Source organism: Klebsiella sp. MISC125 (genome assembly GCF_051131775.1).
Lineage (GTDB): Bacteria > Pseudomonadota > Gammaproteobacteria > Enterobacterales > Enterobacteriaceae > Klebsiella.
Window position 1 is genome coordinate 275,014 of record NZ_CP180448.1, and the last position, 19,423, is coordinate 294,436.

15 protein-coding genes, 1 tRNA gene and 1 pseudogene are annotated in these 19,423 nt (G+C 55.8%); 10 read left to right on the plus strand and 7 right to left on the minus strand.

What is annotated here, in order from left to right:
• The first annotated feature begins 152 nt into the window (after nt 1-152).
• The 7 genes from eptB (at nt 153) to dppF (ending at nt 8,367) form a co-directional block, all read left to right on the plus strand.
• Nucleotides 153-1,844: a kdo(2)-lipid A phosphoethanolamine 7''-transferase gene (gene eptB / locus ACMYSL_RS01295; RefSeq protein ID WP_182235256.1), complete on the plus strand. Its 1,692-nt coding sequence runs from the start codon at nt 153-155 to the stop codon at nt 1,842-1,844.
• Nucleotides 1,845-1,934: 90 nt separating this feature from the next.
• Nucleotides 1,935-2,011: transfer RNA gene (locus ACMYSL_RS01300), tRNA-Pro, on the plus strand.
• Nucleotides 2,012-2,659: 648 nt separating this feature from the next.
• On the plus strand, nt 2,660-4,267 hold the full coding sequence (dppA, locus tag ACMYSL_RS01305) for a dipeptide ABC transporter periplasmic-binding protein DppA (RefSeq protein WP_304254080.1): 1,608 nt from the start codon (nt 2,660-2,662) through the stop codon (nt 4,265-4,267).
• A gap of 164 nt (nt 4,268-4,431) precedes the next feature.
• Nucleotides 4,432-5,451, plus strand: coding sequence for a dipeptide ABC transporter permease DppB (gene dppB / locus ACMYSL_RS01310; protein ID WP_182235254.1), 1,020 nt, complete (start codon nt 4,432-4,434; stop codon nt 5,449-5,451).
• Between the two features lie 9 nt (nt 5,452-5,460).
• The gene (dppC, locus tag ACMYSL_RS01315; protein WP_304254079.1) at nt 5,461-6,363 is read left to right on the plus strand and encodes a dipeptide ABC transporter permease DppC; all 903 of its coding nucleotides are present in this window, start codon (nt 5,461-5,463) and stop codon (nt 6,361-6,363) included.
• A gap of 10 nt (nt 6,364-6,373) precedes the next feature.
• The gene (gene dppD, locus ACMYSL_RS01320) at nt 6,374-7,357 is read left to right on the plus strand and encodes a dipeptide ABC transporter ATP-binding protein (protein WP_110276231.1); all 984 of its coding nucleotides are present in this window, start codon (nt 6,374-6,376) and stop codon (nt 7,355-7,357) included.
• Nucleotides 7,354-8,367 (plus strand): dipeptide ABC transporter ATP-binding subunit DppF, encoded by a 1,014-nt coding sequence (gene dppF, locus ACMYSL_RS01325; protein WP_142513403.1) that lies wholly within the window; start codon nt 7,354-7,356, stop codon nt 8,365-8,367. The genes dppD and dppF overlap by 4 nt, the downstream gene beginning before the upstream one ends.
• A gap of 243 nt (nt 8,368-8,610) precedes the next feature.
• On the opposite strand, the gene ACMYSL_RS01330 is transcribed toward dppF, so the two are convergent.
• The 6 genes from ACMYSL_RS01330 to ACMYSL_RS01355 form a co-directional block, all read right to left on the minus strand.
• Nucleotides 8,611-10,209 (minus strand): regulator, encoded by a 1,599-nt coding sequence (locus ACMYSL_RS01330; protein WP_434661170.1) that lies wholly within the window; start codon nt 10,207-10,209, stop codon nt 8,611-8,613.
• Nucleotides 10,210-10,225: 16 nt separating this feature from the next.
• Complete coding sequence (locus tag ACMYSL_RS01335) at nt 10,226-10,621, minus strand: allophanate hydrolase-related protein (protein ID WP_142513401.1); 396 nt, start codon at nt 10,619-10,621, stop codon at nt 10,226-10,228.
• Nucleotides 10,622-10,686: 65 nt separating this feature from the next.
• Nucleotides 10,687-11,640: a carbamate kinase gene (locus ACMYSL_RS01340; RefSeq protein WP_434661171.1), complete on the minus strand. Its 954-nt coding sequence runs from the start codon at nt 11,638-11,640 to the stop codon at nt 10,687-10,689.
• Nucleotides 11,627-13,033, minus strand: coding sequence for an oxamate carbamoyltransferase subunit AllG family protein (locus tag ACMYSL_RS01345; RefSeq protein WP_434661172.1), 1,407 nt, complete (start codon nt 13,031-13,033; stop codon nt 11,627-11,629). The genes ACMYSL_RS01340 and ACMYSL_RS01345 overlap by 14 nt, the downstream gene beginning before the upstream one ends.
• A 3-nt stretch (nt 13,034-13,036) precedes the next feature.
• Nucleotides 13,037-14,587, minus strand: coding sequence for an acyl-CoA synthetase FdrA (gene fdrA / locus ACMYSL_RS01350; RefSeq protein WP_434661173.1), 1,551 nt, complete (start codon nt 14,585-14,587; stop codon nt 13,037-13,039).
• Between the two features lie 73 nt (nt 14,588-14,660).
• Nucleotides 14,661-15,323, minus strand: a complete 663-nt coding sequence (locus tag ACMYSL_RS01355) for a cysteine hydrolase family protein (protein ID WP_110276224.1) — start codon at nt 15,321-15,323, stop codon at nt 14,661-14,663.
• 242 nt (nt 15,324-15,565) lie between these two features.
• On the opposite strand from ACMYSL_RS01355, the gene ACMYSL_RS01360 reads away from it, so the two are divergent.
• Entirely contained in the window at nt 15,566-16,351 is a 786-nt protein-coding gene (locus tag ACMYSL_RS01360; RefSeq protein ID WP_434661174.1) for a DUF2877 domain-containing protein, read from the plus strand.
• On the opposite strand, the gene ACMYSL_RS01365 is transcribed toward ACMYSL_RS01360, so the two are convergent.
• Nucleotides 16,334-17,245, minus strand: coding sequence for a LysR substrate-binding domain-containing protein (locus ACMYSL_RS01365; RefSeq protein ID WP_182235247.1), 912 nt, complete (start codon nt 17,243-17,245; stop codon nt 16,334-16,336). The genes ACMYSL_RS01360 and ACMYSL_RS01365 overlap by 18 nt on opposite strands.
• Before the next feature lie 808 nt (nt 17,246-18,053).
• Here ACMYSL_RS01365 and bcsO point away from each other — a divergent pair.
• Both bcsO and bcsQ read left to right on the plus strand, forming a co-directional pair.
• The gene (gene bcsO / locus ACMYSL_RS01370; protein ID WP_434661175.1) at nt 18,054-18,611 is read left to right on the plus strand and encodes a cellulose biosynthesis protein BcsO; all 558 of its coding nucleotides are present in this window, start codon (nt 18,054-18,056) and stop codon (nt 18,609-18,611) included.
• A 1-nt stretch (nt 18,612) separates the two neighbouring features.
• Nucleotides 18,613-19,405, plus strand: a pseudogene (gene bcsQ, locus ACMYSL_RS01375) (cellulose biosynthesis protein BcsQ).
• The last annotated feature ends 18 nt before the right edge of the window (nt 19,406-19,423 follow it).

The following is a 19,423-nucleotide window of genomic DNA, read 5'->3' on the forward strand; positions in this document are numbered from 1 at the left end:
CATTCCCTCCTGATACTTTTTCCTTCTGCTGTGGTCTACTTAGCGCGCTTTGTAGAGGTTTCTTATAACCAAGCTAAACGCACTTTATTAACCTGCTTACTTATATCGCTTAAGTCGGGCGGTTTTATCTCTTCGTTTTCCAGGTTTTTTGCATGAAATACATTAAAACGATGACGCAGCTGAAGCTCAGTATCTGGCTGGCGCTGTACATCGGCTGGTTTATGAACGCTGCCGTATTCTTCCGTCGCTTCGAAGGTTACGCTCAGGAATTTACCATCTGGAAAGGACTCTCAGGTGCAGTAGAATTGGTCGGTACCGCGCTGGTCACCTTCTTCCTGCTGCGTATTTTGTCGCTATTTGGACGCCGTATCTGGCGCATCCTTGCAACCTTAGTCGTTATATTCTCTGCCGCCGCCAGTTATTACATGACCTTCCTGAACGTTGTGATTGGCTACGGGATTATTGCGTCGGTGATGACCACGGACATCGACTTGTCCAGAGAGGTCATCGGCTGGCATCTGATTCTCTGGCTGGTACTGATGAGCGCGCTGCCGCTTCTGCTTATCTGGAGCAACCGCTGCCGCTTCACGCTGTTACGGCAAATTCGCACGCCTGGTCAGCGGATGAAGAATATTACCATCGTGGTGCTGGCCGGTCTGATGGTCTGGGGACCCATTCGCCTGCTGGAAGTCCGTCAGAAGAACTTTGAACGTAGCTCAGAGGTTGATCTGCCAAGCTACGGCGGGGTGGTGGCCAACTCCTATCTGCCGTCTAACTGGCTTTCGGCGCTGGGGTTGTATGCCTGGGCGCAGGTCGATGAGTCTTCAGATAATAAATCCCTGATTAACCCGGCAAAGAAATTCACCTACGTTGCACCTGAAGGGCTGGATGATACCTATGTGGTGTTTATCATCGGCGAAACCACCCGCTGGGATCATATGGGCATTCTGGGTTATAACCGGAACACCACGCCGAAGCTGGCGCAGGAGAAAAACCTGGTCGCCTTCCGCGGCTACTCCTGCGATACCGCCACGAAGCTGTCGCTGCGCTGCATGTTTGTGCGTCAGGGCGGGGCGGATGATAATCCACAGCGGACGCTGAAAGAACAAAACGTGTTCGCGGTCCTGCATCAGCTCGGTTTTACCGGCGATCTGTATGCCATGCAGAGCGAGATGTGGTTCTACAGCAACACGATGGCTAACAACATTGCCTATCGCGAGCAGATTGGCGCCGAACCGCGTAACCGCGGCAAGAGCGTTGACGACATGCTGCTGGTGGATGAAATGAAGCGCGGGTTGCTGAAAAACCCCAACGGTAAACACCTGATTATTCTGCATACCAAAGGCTCGCACTTTAACTACACCCAGCGATATCCGCGCAGTTTTGCCCAATGGCAGCCGGAATGCGTGGGCGTTGATAACAAGTGTTCGAAGGCTGAGCTGATTAATTCGTACGATAACAGCGTGACCTATGTCGATCACTTTATCGTTAGCGTGCTGGACCAACTACGGGATAAGAAAGCGATTGTTTTCTACGCGGCTGACCACGGTGAGTCCATCAACGAGCGTGAGCACCTGCACGGTACGCCGCGCAAGATGGCGCCGCCGGAGCAGTTCCGTGTGCCGATGCTGGTATGGATGTCGGATAAGTATCTGGAATCGCCTGACCATGCGGCTTCTTTTGCGCGCCTGAAACAGCAGGCGGCGATGAAGGTACCGCGTCGTCACGTTGAGCTGTATGACACCATCATGGGTTGTCTTGGCTACACCTCGCCGGATGGTGGGATTAACCAGTATAACAACTGGTGTCACGTTCCTGACGCAGCGGCGAAGAAGAAGGATTAACACAGTGGTGAGTTTCTCGCCGCTTGAGTGACTTTTTCATAATAAGGCATTGACGGGTTTGCATCTCAGCAGTAAGATGCGCCCCGCATTCGGTGATTGGCGCAGCCTGGTAGCGCACTTCGTTCGGGACGAAGGGGTCGGAGGTTCGAATCCTCTATCACCGACCAAATTCGAAAAGCCTGCTCAACGAGCAGGCTTTTTTGCATTTGTAGCCGAGAGGATGAGAACCTCCGGGAAAATATGCAGCCTACTAAGAGTGTGAAAAAACTCGCCCATCACCATTTCCTGCCGCCAATTCGCTATTTTGTGACATCTTCCATTGTATTTTTTTATATATACATCAATCTTTTTTCGCGAAGCTTATGGATAACTTCAGCATTTTCCGCTGTGCGTTTTAACGTTCGCGCTATTTATCGCTCACATATTGGTCACATCGCAAGAAATTTTTACCATTTCCCATAATTGCTTATCACTACATCTCGAAAAATATTAAGGGATTTATTCTGTCTATTGGCCGCTAGCATAAATTTCTCTGCTGGAAATAGGGCTGTGCACTTTTTTTAATCTTTGCCCGCCGATTCTCACCCCGGATGTAAAACCAGGTTGGCTGTATTGACGTTTACCCATTCTGTTGACAGATTGTAGGGCATGAGGGGCATTTCATGGAGAATCCGTACTGCAACTCAGTCGTTTTTGCGAAAGGAATCCCCATCTCTCTCAACGCTTTCGAGCACCACCGACCGGACCGGGTAAAACATAAATAAAGGTCTGGCGGATATATGCAATGCAAACAACATCACATTTGGAGCAGAATAATGAGTATTTCCTTGAAAAGGTCAGGGATGCTGAAGCTTGGTCTGAGCCTGGTTGCCATGACCGTCGCAGCAAGCGTACAAGCGAAGACCCTGGTTTATTGTTCAGAAGGCTCGCCGGAAGGCTTTAACCCGCAGCTCTTCACCTCTGGCACCACCTATGACGCCAGCTCAGTGCCGATTTATAACCGCCTGGTTGAATTCAAAACCGGTACCACGGAAGTTATTCCGGGCCTGGCCGAGAAATGGGAAGTCAGCGAAGACGGTAAAACTTATACCTTCCATCTGCGTAAAGACGTGAAGTGGCAGGATAATAAAGATTTTAAACCGACTCGCGCGCTGAACGCCGATGACGTTGTCTTCTCGTTCGACAGACAAAAAAATGTCAATAACCCGTACCATAAAGTGTCTGGCGGCAGCTATGAATACTTTGAAGGCATGGGCCTTTCCGACCTGATTAGCGAAGTGAAGAAAGTGGACGATAATACCGTCCAGTTCGTACTGACTCGTCCGGAATCCCCGTTCCTCGCTGACCTCGCCATGGACTTCGCCTCTATTCTGTCAAAAGAGTATGCCGACAACATGCTGAAAGCCGGTACGCCGGAGAAAGTGGACCTGAACCCAATCGGTACCGGCCCATTCCAGCTGCTGCAATATCAAAAAGACTCCCGTATTCTCTATAAAGCCTTCCCAGGCTACTGGGGCACCAAACCGCAGATCGATCGTCTGGTCTTCTCCATCACCCCTGATGCTTCCGTGCGCTACGCAAAACTGCAGAAAAACGAGTGCCAGGTGATGCCGTACCCGAACCCGGCAGACATCGCGCGCATGAAGGAAGATAAAAACATTAATCTGCTGGAGCAGCCGGGTCTGAACGTCGGTTACCTCTCCTTCAACACCGAGAAGAAACCGCTGGATGAGGTGAAAGTTCGCCAGGCGCTGACCTACGCGGTGAACAAAGAAGCGATCATCAAAGCCGTTTATCAGGGCGCGGGCCAGTCTGCGAAGAACCTGATCCCGCCGACCATGTGGGGCTATAACGACGACGTTAAAGACTACACCTACGATCCAGAGAAAGCGAAAGCGCTGCTGAAAGAGGCGGGCCTGGAGCAAGGCTTCAGCATTGACCTGTGGGCGATGCCGGTACAGCGTCCGTACAACCCGAACGCGCGCCGTATGGCTGAGATGATTCAGGCTGACTGGGCTAAAGTTGGCGTCAAAGCCAAAATTGTCACCTTCGAGTGGGGCGAATACCTGAAGCGCGCGAAAGCCGGCGAGCACCAGACCGTTATGATGGGCTGGACCGGCGATAATGGGGATCCGGATAACTTCTTCGCCACCCTGTTCAGCTGCGCTGCGGCGAAAGATGGTTCTAACTACTCTCGCTGGTGCTACAAGCCGTTTGAAGACCTGATTCAACCGGCTCGCGCTACTGACGACCACAACAAACGCATTGAGCTGTACAAGCAGGCTCAGGTGGTGATGCATGACCAGGCCCCGGCGCTGATCGTCGCTCACTCCACCGTTTATGAGCCAGTGCGCAAAGAAGTCAAAGGCTATGTGGTTGATCCATTAGGTAAACACCACTTCGATAACGTCTCTATCGAATAATAAGCAATACGTCCCCCTCTCCCTTGAGGGAGAGGGCCGGGGTGAGGGTGGAAAAGCTGCCCCCTCACTCTTACCCTCCCCCTAACGGGGAGAGGGTGTTTACTTTTGTGAGCAATACAGACGTCCTGTCACCAGGCGGGTCGTTACTAGAGAGAATCCGGGTTATGTTGCAGTTCATTCTCCGACGTTTGGGACTTGTCATCCCAACATTTATCGGTATTACCCTTCTCACTTTTGCCTTCGTCCATATGATCCCCGGTGACCCGGTGCTGATTATGGCGGGCGAACGTGGTATTTCCCCTGAACGTCACGCGCAGCTACTGGCCGAAATGGGCCTTGATAAGCCGATGTGGCAGCAGTACGCCCACTATGTTTGGGGCGTGATGCATGGCGATTTAGGCATCTCGCTGAAAAGCCGCATTCCCGTATGGGAAGAGTTCGTGCCGCGCTTTAAGGCCACCATGGAGCTGGGCGTCTGCGCGATGATTTTCGCCGTCGCCGTTGGGATCCCGGTTGGTGTGCTGGCTGCGGTCAAACGCGGTTCTATCTTCGACCACACCTCCGTAGGCCTCGCGCTGACCGGCTACTCCATGCCTATCTTCTGGTGGGGCATGATGCTGATTATGCTGGTCTCCGTGCATTGGAACCTGACGCCGGTCTCCGGGCGCGTCAGCGACACCGTGTTCCTCGACGATACCCTACCGTTAACCGGCTTTATGCTGATAGATACCGCGATTTGGGGCGAGCCGGGGGACTTTATCGATGCATTGATGCATATGATCCTGCCTGCCGTGGTGCTGGGCACCATCCCGCTGGCGGTGATTGTGCGTATGACCCGCTCATCGATGCTCGAAGTGCTTGGTGAGGATTATATCCGTACCGCGCGCGCCAAAGGGCTGACGCGTATGCGGGTGATCATCATTCATGCTCTGCGTAACGCCATGCTGCCGGTGGTGACGGTTATCGGTCTACAGGTAGGCACGCTGCTGGCGGGCGCAATCCTGACCGAAACCATCTTCTCCTGGCCGGGTCTTGGCCGCTGGCTGATTGACGCGCTCCAGCGCCGCGATTATCCGGTTGTGCAGGGCGGGGTGCTGCTGGTGGCGACGATGATTATCCTCGTCAACCTGCTGGTAGACCTGTTGTACGGCGTGGTGAACCCGCGTATTCGGCATAAGAAGTAAGGGGCCATCATGTCACAAGTTACTGAAAATAAAGTTGTCGCCGCACCGGTGCCAATGACCCCTTTGCAGGAGTTCTGGCACTATTTTAAACGCAACAAAGGCGCCGTTATTGGCCTGGTCTACGTGGCGGTGATGATTTTTATCGCCGTATTTGCCAACTTCATTGCGCCTTACAATCCTGCGGATCAGTTCCGCGATACGCTGCTGGCCCCCCCGGCCTGGATGGATGGCGGGAGCTTCTCCCACCTGCTCGGTACTGATGACGTTGGCCGCGATATCCTTTCACGCTTAATGTACGGTGCGCGTCTGTCGCTGCTGGTTGGCTGTCTGGTGGTGGTACTGTCGCTGATCCTTGGCGTGGTGCTCGGTCTGGTCGCAGGCTATTTCGGCGGCGTGCTTGACTCAATCATCATGCGCGTTGTCGATATCATGCTGGCGCTGCCGAGCCTGCTGCTCGCGCTGGTGCTGGTGGCCATTTTTGGCCCCTCGATCGTCAATGCGTCGATAGCGCTGACCTTTGTCGCCTTGCCGCACTACGTCCGTCTAACCCGCGCTGCGGTGCTGGTGGAAGTGAACCGCGACTACGTCACCGCATCTCGCGTGGCGGGGGCCGGTGCGATGCGCCAGATGTTCGTCAATATTCTTCCTAACTGTCTTGCGCCGCTGATTGTTCAGGCGTCGCTGGGCTTCTCTAACGCCATTCTCGATATGGCCGCTCTTGGCTTCCTTGGCATGGGTGCGCAGCCGCCGACACCGGAGTGGGGCACCATGCTCTCCGACGTGTTGCAGTTCGCGCAGAGCGCCTGGTGGGTCGTCACCTTCCCGGGTGTCGCGATCCTGCTGACGGTGCTGGCATTTAACCTGATGGGTGACGGTCTGCGTGACGCGCTCGATCCCAAACTGAAGCAGTAAGAGGTTCGAGATGGCGTTATTGAATATAGATAAATTATCGGTGCATTTCGGCGACGAAAAGGCACCGTTCCGCGCCGTAGACCGCGTGAGCTACAGCGTGAATCAGGGTGAAGTGGTTGGCATTGTCGGTGAGTCTGGTTCGGGTAAATCGGTCAGCTCGCTGGCGATTATGGGACTGATTGACTATCCCGGCCGCGTGATGGCTGAAAAGCTGGAGTTTAACGGTCGCGACCTGAAGCGCATTTCCGAAAAAGAGCGTCGCCAACTGGTGGGCGCGGAAGTGGCGATGATCTTTCAGGACCCAATGACCAGCCTCAACCCGTGCTACACCGTGGGTTACCAGATTATGGAAGCCATTAAGGTGCATCAGGGCGGCAATAAAAAGACGCGTATTCAGCGGGCAATTGACCTGCTGACGCTGGTGGGGATCCCCGACCCGGCTTCGCGTCTCGACGTCTATCCGCATCAGCTTTCCGGTGGCATGAGCCAGCGCGTGATGATTGCGATGGCGATTGCCTGTCGGCCAAAGTTGCTGATTGCCGATGAGCCCACGACGGCGCTGGATGTAACTATCCAGGCGCAGATCATCGAGCTACTGCTTGAACTACAGCAGAAAGAGAACATGGCGCTGATCCTGATCACTCACGATCTGGCGCTGGTAGCCGAAGCGGCGCACAAAATTATTGTGATGTACGCCGGTCAGGTAGTGGAAACCGGCGACGCGAAGGATATCTTCCGCGCGCCGCGTCATCCGTACACCCAGGCGCTGTTGCGTGCGCTGCCTGAGTTCGCTCAGGATAAAGCGCGTCTGGCATCGCTGCCGGGCGTCGTTCCGGGGAAATATGACCGCCCGAACGGTTGTCTGCTCAACCCGCGCTGCCCCTATGCGACCGATAAATGCCGCAGTGAGGAGCCTGAACTGAACCTGCTTAATGACGGCCGTCAGTCGAAATGCCACTACCCACTTGATGATGCCGGGAGGCCTGGATTATGAGTACGCATGAGGCCACCACGCAACAGCCTCTGTTGCTGGCCACCGATCTGAAAAAATACTACCCGGTGAAGAAGGGGCTGTTCGCTCCGGAACGCCTGGTGAAAGCGCTGGATGGCGTTTCGTTTACCCTTGAACGCGGCAAAACGCTGGCGGTCGTGGGTGAATCCGGCTGCGGTAAATCGACGCTCGGCCGCCTGCTGACGATGATTGAAATCCCCACCGGCGGCGAGCTTTATTACCAGGGGCAGGACCTGCTTAAGCATGACCCGCACGCACAAAAACTGCGTCGGCAGAAAATCCAGATTGTGTTCCAGAACCCGTACGGTTCGCTGAACCCGCGTAAAAAGGTGGGGCAGATTCTGGAGGAGCCGCTGCAGATTAACACCAGCTTAAGCAAAGAGCAGCGCCGTGAGAAAGCGCTGGCGATGATGGCCAAAGTGGGCCTGAAAACGGAACACTACGACCGCTATCCGCATATGTTCTCCGGCGGCCAGCGTCAGCGTATTGCCATTGCCCGCGGCCTGATGCTTGACCCGGACGTGGTGATCGCCGACGAACCGGTCTCCGCGCTGGACGTGTCAGTACGCGCGCAGGTGCTGAACCTGATGATGGATTTACAGCAGGAGCTGGGGCTTTCTTACGTCTTTATCTCCCACGACCTGTCGGTGGTGGAGCATATTGCTGACGAAGTGATGGTGATGTATTTAGGCCGCTGCGTAGAGAAAGGGTCGAAGGACCAAATCTTCAATAACCCGCAGCATCCGTATACTCAGGCGCTGCTGTCGGCAACGCCGCGCCTGAATCCGGACGATCGCCGCGAGCGTATCAAGCTGACCGGCGAGCTGCCAAGCCCGCTGAATCCGCCTCCGGGCTGCGCGTTTAACGCCCGCTGCCGTCGTCGCTTCGGCCCATGCACCCAGCTCCAGCCGCAGCTGAAGGACTACGGCGGCCAACTGGTGGCCTGCTTTGCCGTCGATCAGGATCAAAACGGCGAGAAGCCGCTGAGCTGACCGAATAAGGTGCAGACTCCCCCAGTGGAGGGCTACGGGTTCACAGCCGTCAGCGGTTTGGTAGCCCGGACAGATGCGTAGCATCGCCTCCGGGAAATGTGGCGGACCAGATGTCTGCGCGTGGCTTCATCCCGGGGGCGGCGCTCGACGCGCCTTGCCCGGGCTACAGGTCCGTGCGTTCTGCGAGTTTAGTAGCCCGGCTAAGGCGTTTACGCCGCAAGCCGGGAAGTTCCTGAGAGCGACTTAATGCACCACTTCATCGCCGTTATCAATCGGCGACCAGTCGACTTTTCCTTCTTCCCTAACCTGTCGCCAGGCCATAAAGGTCAGGAACAATGTTGCGACGCCATAGCCAAACGTCACCGTGGGCGAAGCGTTGAGCGCCATCTGATGACCGTGAATAAAGCCGAAGAACGATAACACCGTAGCCGCCACGGCATAAAGCGCCGCCCAGTTAAAGCGCCGGTCGATAATGAACGCGGCAATCGCACCCATCATTAACCCCGCCAACACCGCACCGCCCCCGGTGGTTGCCATACCGTGATACAGCACGCCGTTGTTGGCCATCGTATTGACGACGTCCGCCGGGAGATTGACGGTATTCGCGCCGGCTGCCGCCAGTGCGCCATCGACCTGGGTTTTCGCCCATTCGGCGATATTCGGTACCAGCGCCAACACGATCGCTGGAGCGTGGCGTTTCGGCGAAACCTGGAACGCCTGAGCGCCAATCACCAGACCGATAAACAGCAGAATAGGTACGATCGCCACCAGTGGGATGATGGAGAGCAGCAGCGCGGTGAGGCCCAGGAAGCAGACGATTGCCATACAAACACCGGTTGCCAGCGAATAACCAATACGCCCGCCCATCGCTTTCCAGCCCGGATGACCGATATAAACCGCAGGTGGAAACGGCGAACCCAACAATGCGCCGACAATCGCACCCAGCCCGTCAGCCGCCAGTACCGCGCGCAGGTTGTAGCTGTCGCCCCCTACCGCCGCGGATTCGACGTTATTGAGGATTTCGGTAAAGTTGAAAATCCCTAACGGGATCGCCGTCACCAGCAGCGGCCAGACCAGGCTCATCGGGACGTTAAAGACATCAGTAGAAAGCGTGGGTAAATAGAGCGAGAAACGGCCCGCCGCCTCTTTGACTTCCGCCGGATTCATAATGTCGCTAAAGCCAAGCCAGGTCGCGCCCCAGCCCAGCAGGCAGCCCACCAGAACTACCGCCAGCCCACCGGGAAGACCGAACGGCAGCCGCACGTTACCGACCCAGTTGAGCAGGATAATGGCGAAGCAGACAATGCCAATCCAGGCGGTATCAAACATCTGATACGCCGGGCGCATGGCGATAAATGCAATCGCAATCCCCGCCAGCGTCCCGAGCATTGCGGCGCGCGGCGTATATTTACGAATTGCCGGGCCAACCAGCACGCCTGCCAGCACAATAAGGCCGACAATCATCGCCCAGATAAGCCCGAGCTTCCACGCCAGCATCCAGTCTTTATGGATAAGCAGCGTTGGCAGCATGACAACGAACACCACAATGAACATGTGCGGCACGCTTGGCCCGTATGGCAGGGCGGTCACCGTGTCGCGACCCTCGCGTTTTGCCATCCGCCAGGCAAGCCAGGCGTAAAACAGATTACCCAGCGGCAGCGCGATACCTAACGCTGGTAGGATGCGGCCATAAACGGTGGTCGCCGGGATTTGCGCGACGTACAGCGCGAGGCCTGACAGGACCAGCACGTTCAGCAATACGTTGGTGAAGAGTCCGAAAAAGGCGTTGAGATCGCCCGTCACCCATAGCCGTGGACGAAATGTGAGTTTTCCTTGCTCCATAATCCTTCTCCTGAAGTTATTCAGTCATGTGGTGGCCGGTGTATGCCCGCCAACCGCCGAGGTCGGTGATCTCCGGCTGGCCTTCAACCAGCCAGGATTCCGCCAGAACGCCCAACACTTCACTACCGTCGTCCAGTAACACTTTGCCGATACAGAGTCCGGCAGGTTCTTTTTGCAGAATATTCCCCAGTCCGGCAGGAGGAACCGCCCAGATTTCCAGCGCGATGTTTGCGCCGTTATCCGGTGAACGAATCATTCCGGGATGATCGTCGTTGATGCTCCAACAGCGGTAGCAGGGGGCCGTTTTATCCTCACGAACGAATTCGGCATTAACTGCCAGCATGTTGGGGTTTAGCTTCAGGCCACGCATTAGCGTGCCGTTAACTGCAAGCAGGATTTTGCTATCTGACATCGTTTTTATCCTTATTTATACCCGAATATGGGGCCGCCATTCGCCGTGCGCATGGCGGCGTAAAATTAACCGGTAAACCGGGTTCCACCGTGACCGTCAATAGCGCGAACGATGGTTTCCGGATTGGTAATCAGCCCAACCCCCGCAGGATTACATCGCAGGAAGGTCAGCATGGCTTCGACTTTGGGCGCCATGCTGCCTGCTCCGAACTGACCGCTTTGCAGCATGGCCTGCGCTTCAGCTAACGTTAAAGTGTCGAGCCAGCGCTGCTCCGGTGTACCAAAGTTGATGGCGACTTGCTCAACGCCGGTCGGAATCAGCAGCATGTCCGCCTGCAATTCGCAGGCCAGCAGCGCCGATGCGCGGTCTTTATCAATGACCGCCTGGGCGGCAATAAGCTTGCCAGACGTATCGCGACAGACAGGAATACCGCCGCCGCCGCAGGCAATGACTAAGACATTTTGTTCAAGCAGGGTGCGAATAACCGGCGTTTCGATGACTTCTTTTGGTGCCGGTGATGCCACGACGCGTCGCCAGCCGCGGCCCGAATCTTCTGCGATATCCCAGCCCTGAGCCGCCGCCAGCGTCTCCGCCGTTTCCTGAGTCATATAGTCGCCGATAGGCTTATCAGGATGGCTGAAGGCGGTATCGTTTGGGTCTATTAACGTTTGCGTCACCAGCGCGACGGTGCGGATGCTATCAAGACCGCGTGCGGTCAACGCGTTATTCAGCGCGTTCTGGAACATAAAACCAATTGCGCCCTGGGTATCGCCGACCGCGTACTCCAGCGGCACCGCAGGAACGGCGTCTTTGGCGATTTCGCTACGGCGCAGGATAAAACCCACCTGCGGGCCATTACCGTGCGTCAACACCACGTGCCAGCCTGCGGCAATCAGGTCAACCACATTTTCAGCGGTGGCTTTCACCGCTTCGTACTGCTGTTCCAGCGCATTTTCTCCGGGGTTGCGGATCAATGCATTACCGCCAACGGCGACGACGGCGACTTTAGTTTTTTTCATGGTCAGCTCCTTCTGCCAGCGCGCGAAGCGCGGCGGTAAAGCAGGCCAGCGGCGCGGTGGTGATCCCGGCACCGATCTGCCCTACGCCCGCGCGTTTATGCGCAATCCCGGTGTTGATGACCGGCAGAATATTGCGATCAACCACGTAGCGGGCATCGATACCGCAGCCGCTACCGGCAAAGTTCAGCGCGGGCAGCGTGAACGCCGGATGGGTGGCGAGGGTGATTTCCTGCATCGTCAGGCTATGACGGACAGCATCGGCTGGCGTGCCGCCGACGAATTTAACGATGGCCGGGGAGGCTGCCATAGCAAATCCGCCGATCCCGGCGGTCTCGGTAATTGCTGAGTCGCCTAAATCGGCCGCCGCATCGTCGATACCGTAGCCCGGGAAGAACAGGCCATCGACGGGGTTGGCCGGAGCCTGGAACCAACGGTCACCGGTACCGGAGAGGCGAATGCCGAAGTTAACGCCGTTGCGCGCCATTACCGTAACCAGCGAGCTGTGCGGGACATCACAGGCGGCATCCAGCATCGATTTACAGGCAGCCATCGAAAGATTAAGGAAGAAATGGTCGTTGGCGGCTATAAACTCCAGCGCTTCCGGGCCGTGTTGAATACGCGCCAGGAGCGGCGCCAGGCGTTTAAAGAATAGCCCGCTCGCTGCCGCGTTGCGGTTATGACACTCATCGCCCATATGCAGCGCCTGGGCAATCAGCGGCTTGAGCTCGATTTCGCCGCTGAGCGCCAGCGCCTGCTTCAATGCGGGAGCCAGCACGTTCCCCATCCAGGTCAGGCGGCTCAGCACATCCTCGTTATTGGCCCCGAAACGCAGAACTTTGCCGAGTCCCTCGTTGAAGTTACAAAACGCGCGATTGCCGTGAGTGCGGTTTTCTACAATCCACACCGGCATGGAAGGACTGATAATCCCTGCCATCGGCCCGGTAGCGTGCTGATGATGGCACGGTTCGAGATCGACCAGTCCCGTCGCCGCCATTTGCATTGCTTCTTCCGTGCTGCTGGCCCAGCCTTCAAAAACAATCGCGCCAGCAATCGCGCCCTGCATCGGGCCGCACATATCGCTCCAGGCGATCGGTGGCCCGGCATGAAGAATTTTGCGTACGCCGTTCAGGCCGGAGATTGCCTCGCGGGCCCTGGCGACATCGACCAGTACCGGTTGGGCATCCAGATAGCGCTGTAGCGCCTGTTCGTTAGCAGCTTTTATACGCTCGTCGGCCAGCAGGGTCGCCAGCGTCCAGCCCGCCAGTTCATCACCCTGCGCCACGGGTTGCCATTGCAGATGAAGCACTTCGCCACCGGCTTCGCGCAGATTATCAGCAAAACTTTCCAGTCCGAGATTGATAACCGAAAGCGGTTGTTGAAATAAGGTCGTCATAGTTTATTTCCGTTGTTGCGCGATAAATGCCGCCAGGCGAGCGGCCTCGATATTGCTGTCAGCCACCAGGACGCCAGCGCTTTGCAGCAGCGTTATCTGCTGCGCTCTGTCCTGTGGATCGGTATCCGTGCCGCAGACGTGAGCAAGCAAGACAATATGGCGCTGTTCAGCGGCTTCAATGCGCTGAATTTCTTCGATAATGGGTAGCAGGGCGCTGCACGGCTCGATGCTGGCGCCATAGCCCAGCACGATGTCGAACAGCAGGACGGCGGTGCGCGGGTCCAGCGCTTCCGACAGCAGGCGCGCGTTACGCAGCTCCGGGTCAATCATCGGATGCGGGCGTCCCTGGGTGAATTCATCATCGCCCATATCTACCAGGCTGTGGCCGTGACCATGATGTTTATCCTGCAGCGCCCGTGCGCCCGTTACCGGGGCATTGGATTCACAGGATAGTCCCGCCGCCTGGAGCGCGAGCTGGGCTTCGTAGCAGAAAGTCCCGCCCGCGAAAACGCCGCGAATGTCGGTTTGCTCCGCGGTCATTTCGCGAATCGATTGCACCGCTTGCTGCCGTAAAGCTTCAGGTAAGGAATGGCTGGCGGCGGCCGTTTCTCCCCGCAGCGTGGCGACCGCGATATCCGCGGCGTGCTGCAGACTGTGGGCTGGGATGATGCCATTCGTCAGCAGCGTCGCATCGCTTGTCCCGAGGAAATGGGCTACAACCGGTTTGCCACACTGACGGGCGGATTCCAGCACTTTTTCCATGATGGCGGGTGACGGGGGTTTGGAGATCAGCGCAATGAGCTGCGTTTCGGGATCGTCCGCCAACATGGCGATCCCTTGCAGCATGCTCAGACCACCAATCTCTTCATGCAGATCGCGACCGCCGGTGCCGATGGCTTGTGAAACACCTTCACCGAGGTGGTGAATGCGGCAGCTCACTTCCTGTAAGCCGGTGCCGGAAGCGGCAACCAGACCAATTGCTCCGCGGCGGACTACGTTGGCAAATCCCAGCGGCATCCCGTTAATGATGGCGGTACCGCAGTCCGGCCCCATCACCAGCAGGTCACGCTCGCGGGCATACTGCTTAATCGCCGCTTCCTGACATTCCGGGACGTTATCGCTGAAGAGCATCACGTGCAGCCCGGCGCTCAGGGCTTTAAGCGCTTCGGCGGCGGCGTAGCTGCCGGGAACTGAAATCAGCGCCAGATTGGCCTGCGCGGACGCCCCCACACCTGCGGCGATGCTGGTGGCCGGGCGTCGGGTTGTACCTTCGGTGTTTTCCGTTGTGGCTGGAGGGCTCAGTAACTCACCCGCCAGCGCCAGCGCCTGTTTTGCCGTTTCGTCATCTGCCAGCAGGGCAATAAGCAGGTCGTTAGGTCGGGCCTCAAGCGTAATGGGCATTCCCGCATCGCGCATGCGTTCGATATTGGCCGCCGTCGCCATGGCGACAGAAGCTTGCTCAACGCCCTCTAAGGCATTGAGTTTTGCGGAAACCTGCATCAGTGAAACGGAGTCTTTATACAGGTTAGGGAAGCATTGGTAATGCAGAGTCATTTCCTGTCCTCGGGCAATAAGAGGCCACCGCCACAGATGTGGCGGAATGGGGTTATTACCAGTTGTCGAAAAATTAGTTTTGCAGCGCGCCGATAATACTGGCTGAATCGCTGACCCAGCCGACGATGGCGCCCTGGGCTTTCATCATGTCGAGCGCGGCGCGGTGGAATTCTGGAAAGTAAGAGGCGCAGCAGTCTTCCGGGATGACCAGCTCGTAGCCTCTGTCGTTGGCTTCTCTGGCCGTGGTTTGCACGCACACTTCCGTGGTCACGCCGCAGATGATCAGCGATTTAATGCCGCGAGTTTGCAGAATCAGCCCCAGGTCGGTGGCGTAAAATGCTCCCTTGCCGGGTTTATCGATAATCGGTTCACCGGGGAGTGGCGCGAGCTCCGGGATGATGTCGTGCCCTTGTTCGCCGCGAATTAAAATGCGCCCCATCGGGCCGGATTCGCCGATAAATGTTTTCCCGCCGCGTGTTTTTTTCGCCGGGGGACAGTCCGCCATATCCACGCGATGGCCTTCGCGGGTGTGAATAATAAATAACCCTGAGGCTCGGGCTTGTTCCAGTAGTTGACGGCATGGCGCGATAGTCCGGCGCAGATGCGAGACGTCATTACCCAGCACCTCGCCAAAACCGGCGGGTTCGACAAAGTCGCGCTGCATATCGATGATGACCAGCGCAGTGCTGGCAGGATCAAACGTGAAATCAAAAGGTTGAGCTTGAATAGTACGCATAAACGATCCCTTGTTAGCTATGACTACACTAGCAGTGTATGGACAGAACGCGATGGCTGCGCAGAAAGGTTTTCTGCTTATCCCTCAAAAAATATGAGGGATAAATCCATATCGGCAAGGCAAAATGGCTGGGGTCCTGATGCCGTGGGGATTACGGCGAACAGGGGATATCAGCCGGTCGGTCAAGGGGGCGAAAATGGATGTGCAAAAGTGTGACCCCCCTCGGGAAATAAGGTTAACGTATGGCTTTGAATGCACTAAAACATTGCGCCAGGCTGACTTCTGGACAAGCGGGGCGCGTGCACTCGGTCTTCACCCACGCCTGTAATCTGCTCATGCCGAATGGCGAACTCTGGGTTGTGCAAACCCGCGAAATGCCGCTGGCCCCCAACGGTATCATTGTCGACGTTGACGATTTGCGACTCCGTTTTATCGCCGGGATGAACGTGGCCTGTTTACCCCGCGGGGGCGATGTGTCGATGCTCGGTTCGAGTCCCGTCTCCACGCAGCTTATTTCTGCCGGGAACGCTGCGAATTTGCGGTGTTTTGCTAGTGCATTATCCGTTTTCCTCGCAGGACAACCGCGCATTGGCATTCGACTGGCCTTGCAAAAAGAGCCTGCGCTGGCTGATGTCTATCAACGCTTTATCCGCTGGTTGGCTAACGGCGAAGGCGATGTGGTTCCGCTGCTGCGTTTTCTGATTGGGCGCGGGGAGGGGCTAACGCCCTCTGGCGATGATTTCCTGGTGGGCGTATTGCTGGTTATGGAGAACTGGCAACATCCCCGGCTGTCCTTGCTGCGCCGGGCTATTCCCCCGCTGTCGTCAGCCACCACGGATATCAGTCGGGAAATGCTGGGACATGCGTGTCAGGGGCGCTATAGCCAGCATTTGTTAGCGCTGATGGCGACGCCTGCGGTTAATTTTCCCGCGGTTGCCAGGTATGGTCACACCTCCGGGCTGGATATGCTGGCCGGGATGGCGGCGGCGGTCAGCGTTCTATCAACCCGGTCAACTGAGTTCGGTTAAAAACCCTTCGATGACATCCGCTCGCTGCAACTGCGTCAGCCACCAGTGGCAACAAGGGCGGGGAGGTTCGTTTTGCCAGGCCAGAAAAAGCGGCGTCGGCGGTTTACTGACGTCCACCGGCACGCTAACGAGTCTGCCGTCGTCAATGTAGCGCTGGCAAAAATGGCGGGGAAGAAAGCCAATGCCCAGACCGTGGAGATGCATCGTAATTTTGCTGTGGTAATCGGGAGCGAGCAGCGCTTTTTGACCGCGCAGTTGCCAGGCAACCTGTGGCTCGAGCTGCACGGAGGTATCCTGGATACAGATTGCCGGGTAGCGGCGCAGATCTTCTGCCTGTAGCGGGCGGTGAACCGCCGCCAGCGGATGGTCGGGCGCAATGGCGAACAGCCACTCAACGGCGGGCATTTCCGCACAAAGGACTTCACCGTGGCGTACCACCTGGTTAGGCGCGCCGATAGCGATATCCGCACGCTTTTCCAGCAGCGCGTCCCAGACGCCATCATGCACATCAATACTCAACTGAATTTCCGTTTGCGGGAAGTGGTGTTCACTTTGTTTCAGCAGCGCGTAAAGAGGTTGCAGGCTGATAATGTTATTGAGCGAGAGGCTTAAGCTCGTCTCTGTACCGCTGGCAATGCGGCGAGTAGTGTGCTGCAACTCTCCCAGCTCGCTCAGGATCAACTGCCCTTTTTTGATAAAGTAACGGCCCGCTTCCGTCAGGATCAGCTGTTTGCCCTGGCGCTCAAACAGTTTGGCGCCCAGCTCGTTTTCCAGCTTATGTACTGTATAGCTGAGAGCCGTGGGCACCTTGTGCAGCTCTTCGGCGGCAGCGCTAAAGTTGCCACAGCGCGCGATGGTGACGATGACGTTCAATGCCTGGACGCTTATCAACATACCCTCTTCCTACCGATATACCCGTCATCCTTCAAGCTGCCTCTTTGTTGGCTGCACTCAGAAACCCCAGTCACATAGTTATCTATGCTCCTGGGGATTTCTTCCCTTGCCGCCTCGATGCATCTCGAATGATTTTGTGTATAGACTGAAAAAACTCTTCACGATCGGGAACATAAAACGAACATTTATCGAATATAGAGGATCTTAAATCACTATGTCTATCAACTAAGCTAACTCTATGAATATATTTTATTTTACGCTGTTCAAGCCTTCAGGTGGTCTAAAAGGGGGTCAGCAATGATTTCTGATGCTGTTCTTTGTTGTTCGGTCAACTCATTATATTCCTGGTTTTCAGATAACATCCTGAGCTATTTATTTTAAGTCTGAGCTTTATTTATTATTTTCATTAATTCAGTTAAGTGATTTCTAAATGGATTAAAAAATATTAAAATGTATTCTCGTTAGTATTCTACAGGCGTGCATTACGCCAGGTTTTAAAATTTAAACAGTATAAAAAACTACTCTATGTGAATGACCCGGCGGGTTACGTGGGTTTTGACGGCGCCGCCGCCCAAAAAATGGGGCTATCATTTTGAAAAGAAACTGATAGTGTAGCCGCACTACCACTATGGAATTATACCAACCTGGCTTATTCAAAATTATTAAAGCTGTACTAAAGTAACCGTGTTGTGACAGGCATAACGCTGGTTAAATGTTCAAAAAACAACAAATTAAACTATGCTTTAGCGGCGTAGAATGACAATTAAAACAGATTAAATATGATGTATTTAAAATCATGAGGTTATCTATGAACCATTATGATGATTTGCAGCGCTTCAAGGAAAAGACGCGGACACACAGTCTAAAATTCAAGGACCTCTCATCAGAAGCTGCCGCCAGTGAAAAAGGGGATTGGGTTATTCTCAATCAACTTATTCCCGTAGCGGAAGAATCCTCTATCGCTATGGGCGGATCGGTTTCATTACCCCTGCCACAGCTGGTACCTGTTGATATGTTCCGCAGGGTCGAGGCCGCACCTCCGACACCACCGGTTGCTCCGGCGGTGATACTTGAACCTGTAGCGGTACAGCCCATTGCCGCGACTGAAAAAACCGTACCGGCCGCCGTAGAGTTCATTGTGCCGGAAAACGTCGCGCCGCCGATCCCTGTTCCTCAAGTTGAGATTCCCCAACCGGTACCTGCCAGCGTCCCCGCACCTGCAATCAAACCTCGTCAGGCCATCGTGCCGACGGCGGAAAGCTACGCCCATCTCTTCGCGACGAAAACCGTGGAGCCGGAACCGATAGCGAAAGATAAAGACCAGCCCCTGAAATCACTCTTAGAAAGGATTGCGACATGCCGCTGATCTGCGTGTGTTCCCCGAAAGGCGGCGTAGGAAAAACGACCCTCGCGGCAAACCTGGCCTGGGCGCTGGCCCGCGCGGGCAGTAAAGTTCTGGCCCTTGATTTTGATGTGCAGAACGCCCTGCGCCTGCATTTTGGCGTGCCTCTTAGCGATGAGCGCGGCTTTGTCGCGAAAGCGCTGGAGCTGCATGACTGGAGCCAGTGCGTGCTCAGCGCCGGTAGCAATATTTTCGTCCTGCCCTATGGTGACGTGAATGAAGCGCAGCGCCAGGCTTTTGATGAGCGCCTGGCCCATGACGAGCATTTTTTAACCCGCGGCCTGGCGGCATTACTCAATTACCCGGGGCTGATTACTATCGCCGACCTGCCGCCGGGACCCTCACCCGCGCTGACGGCGCTGACGGCGCTTGCCGACCTGCATCTGGTGCCGTTGCTGGCGGATACCGCCTCGATGTCGACCCTGTCGCAGGTCGAAAAGCAGCGTTTAACCGGGGGGGCGCTCAACCATAAGCACGGACACTATTTTGTGATTAACCAGAGCGATAATCGCCGTCAGGTGAGTCGTGATGTCACCGCGTTGATGGAAGAAAAACTGGGTGACCGCCTGCTGGGCGTCATTCATCGTGATGAAAGCGTGGTAGAGGCGAATGCTTCTCAGAAGTCGATTCTTGACTTTAGTTCATCCTCCGCAGCCGCCTTTGATATTGAAATCATTGCCAAAAAAATCTCTGCGCAGTTGGGTATCAACATTGGCGACGGCACGGTACACAGCCAGCCTCGCATGTCAGGGCATTAATTTAATTGCAGGGCCGCT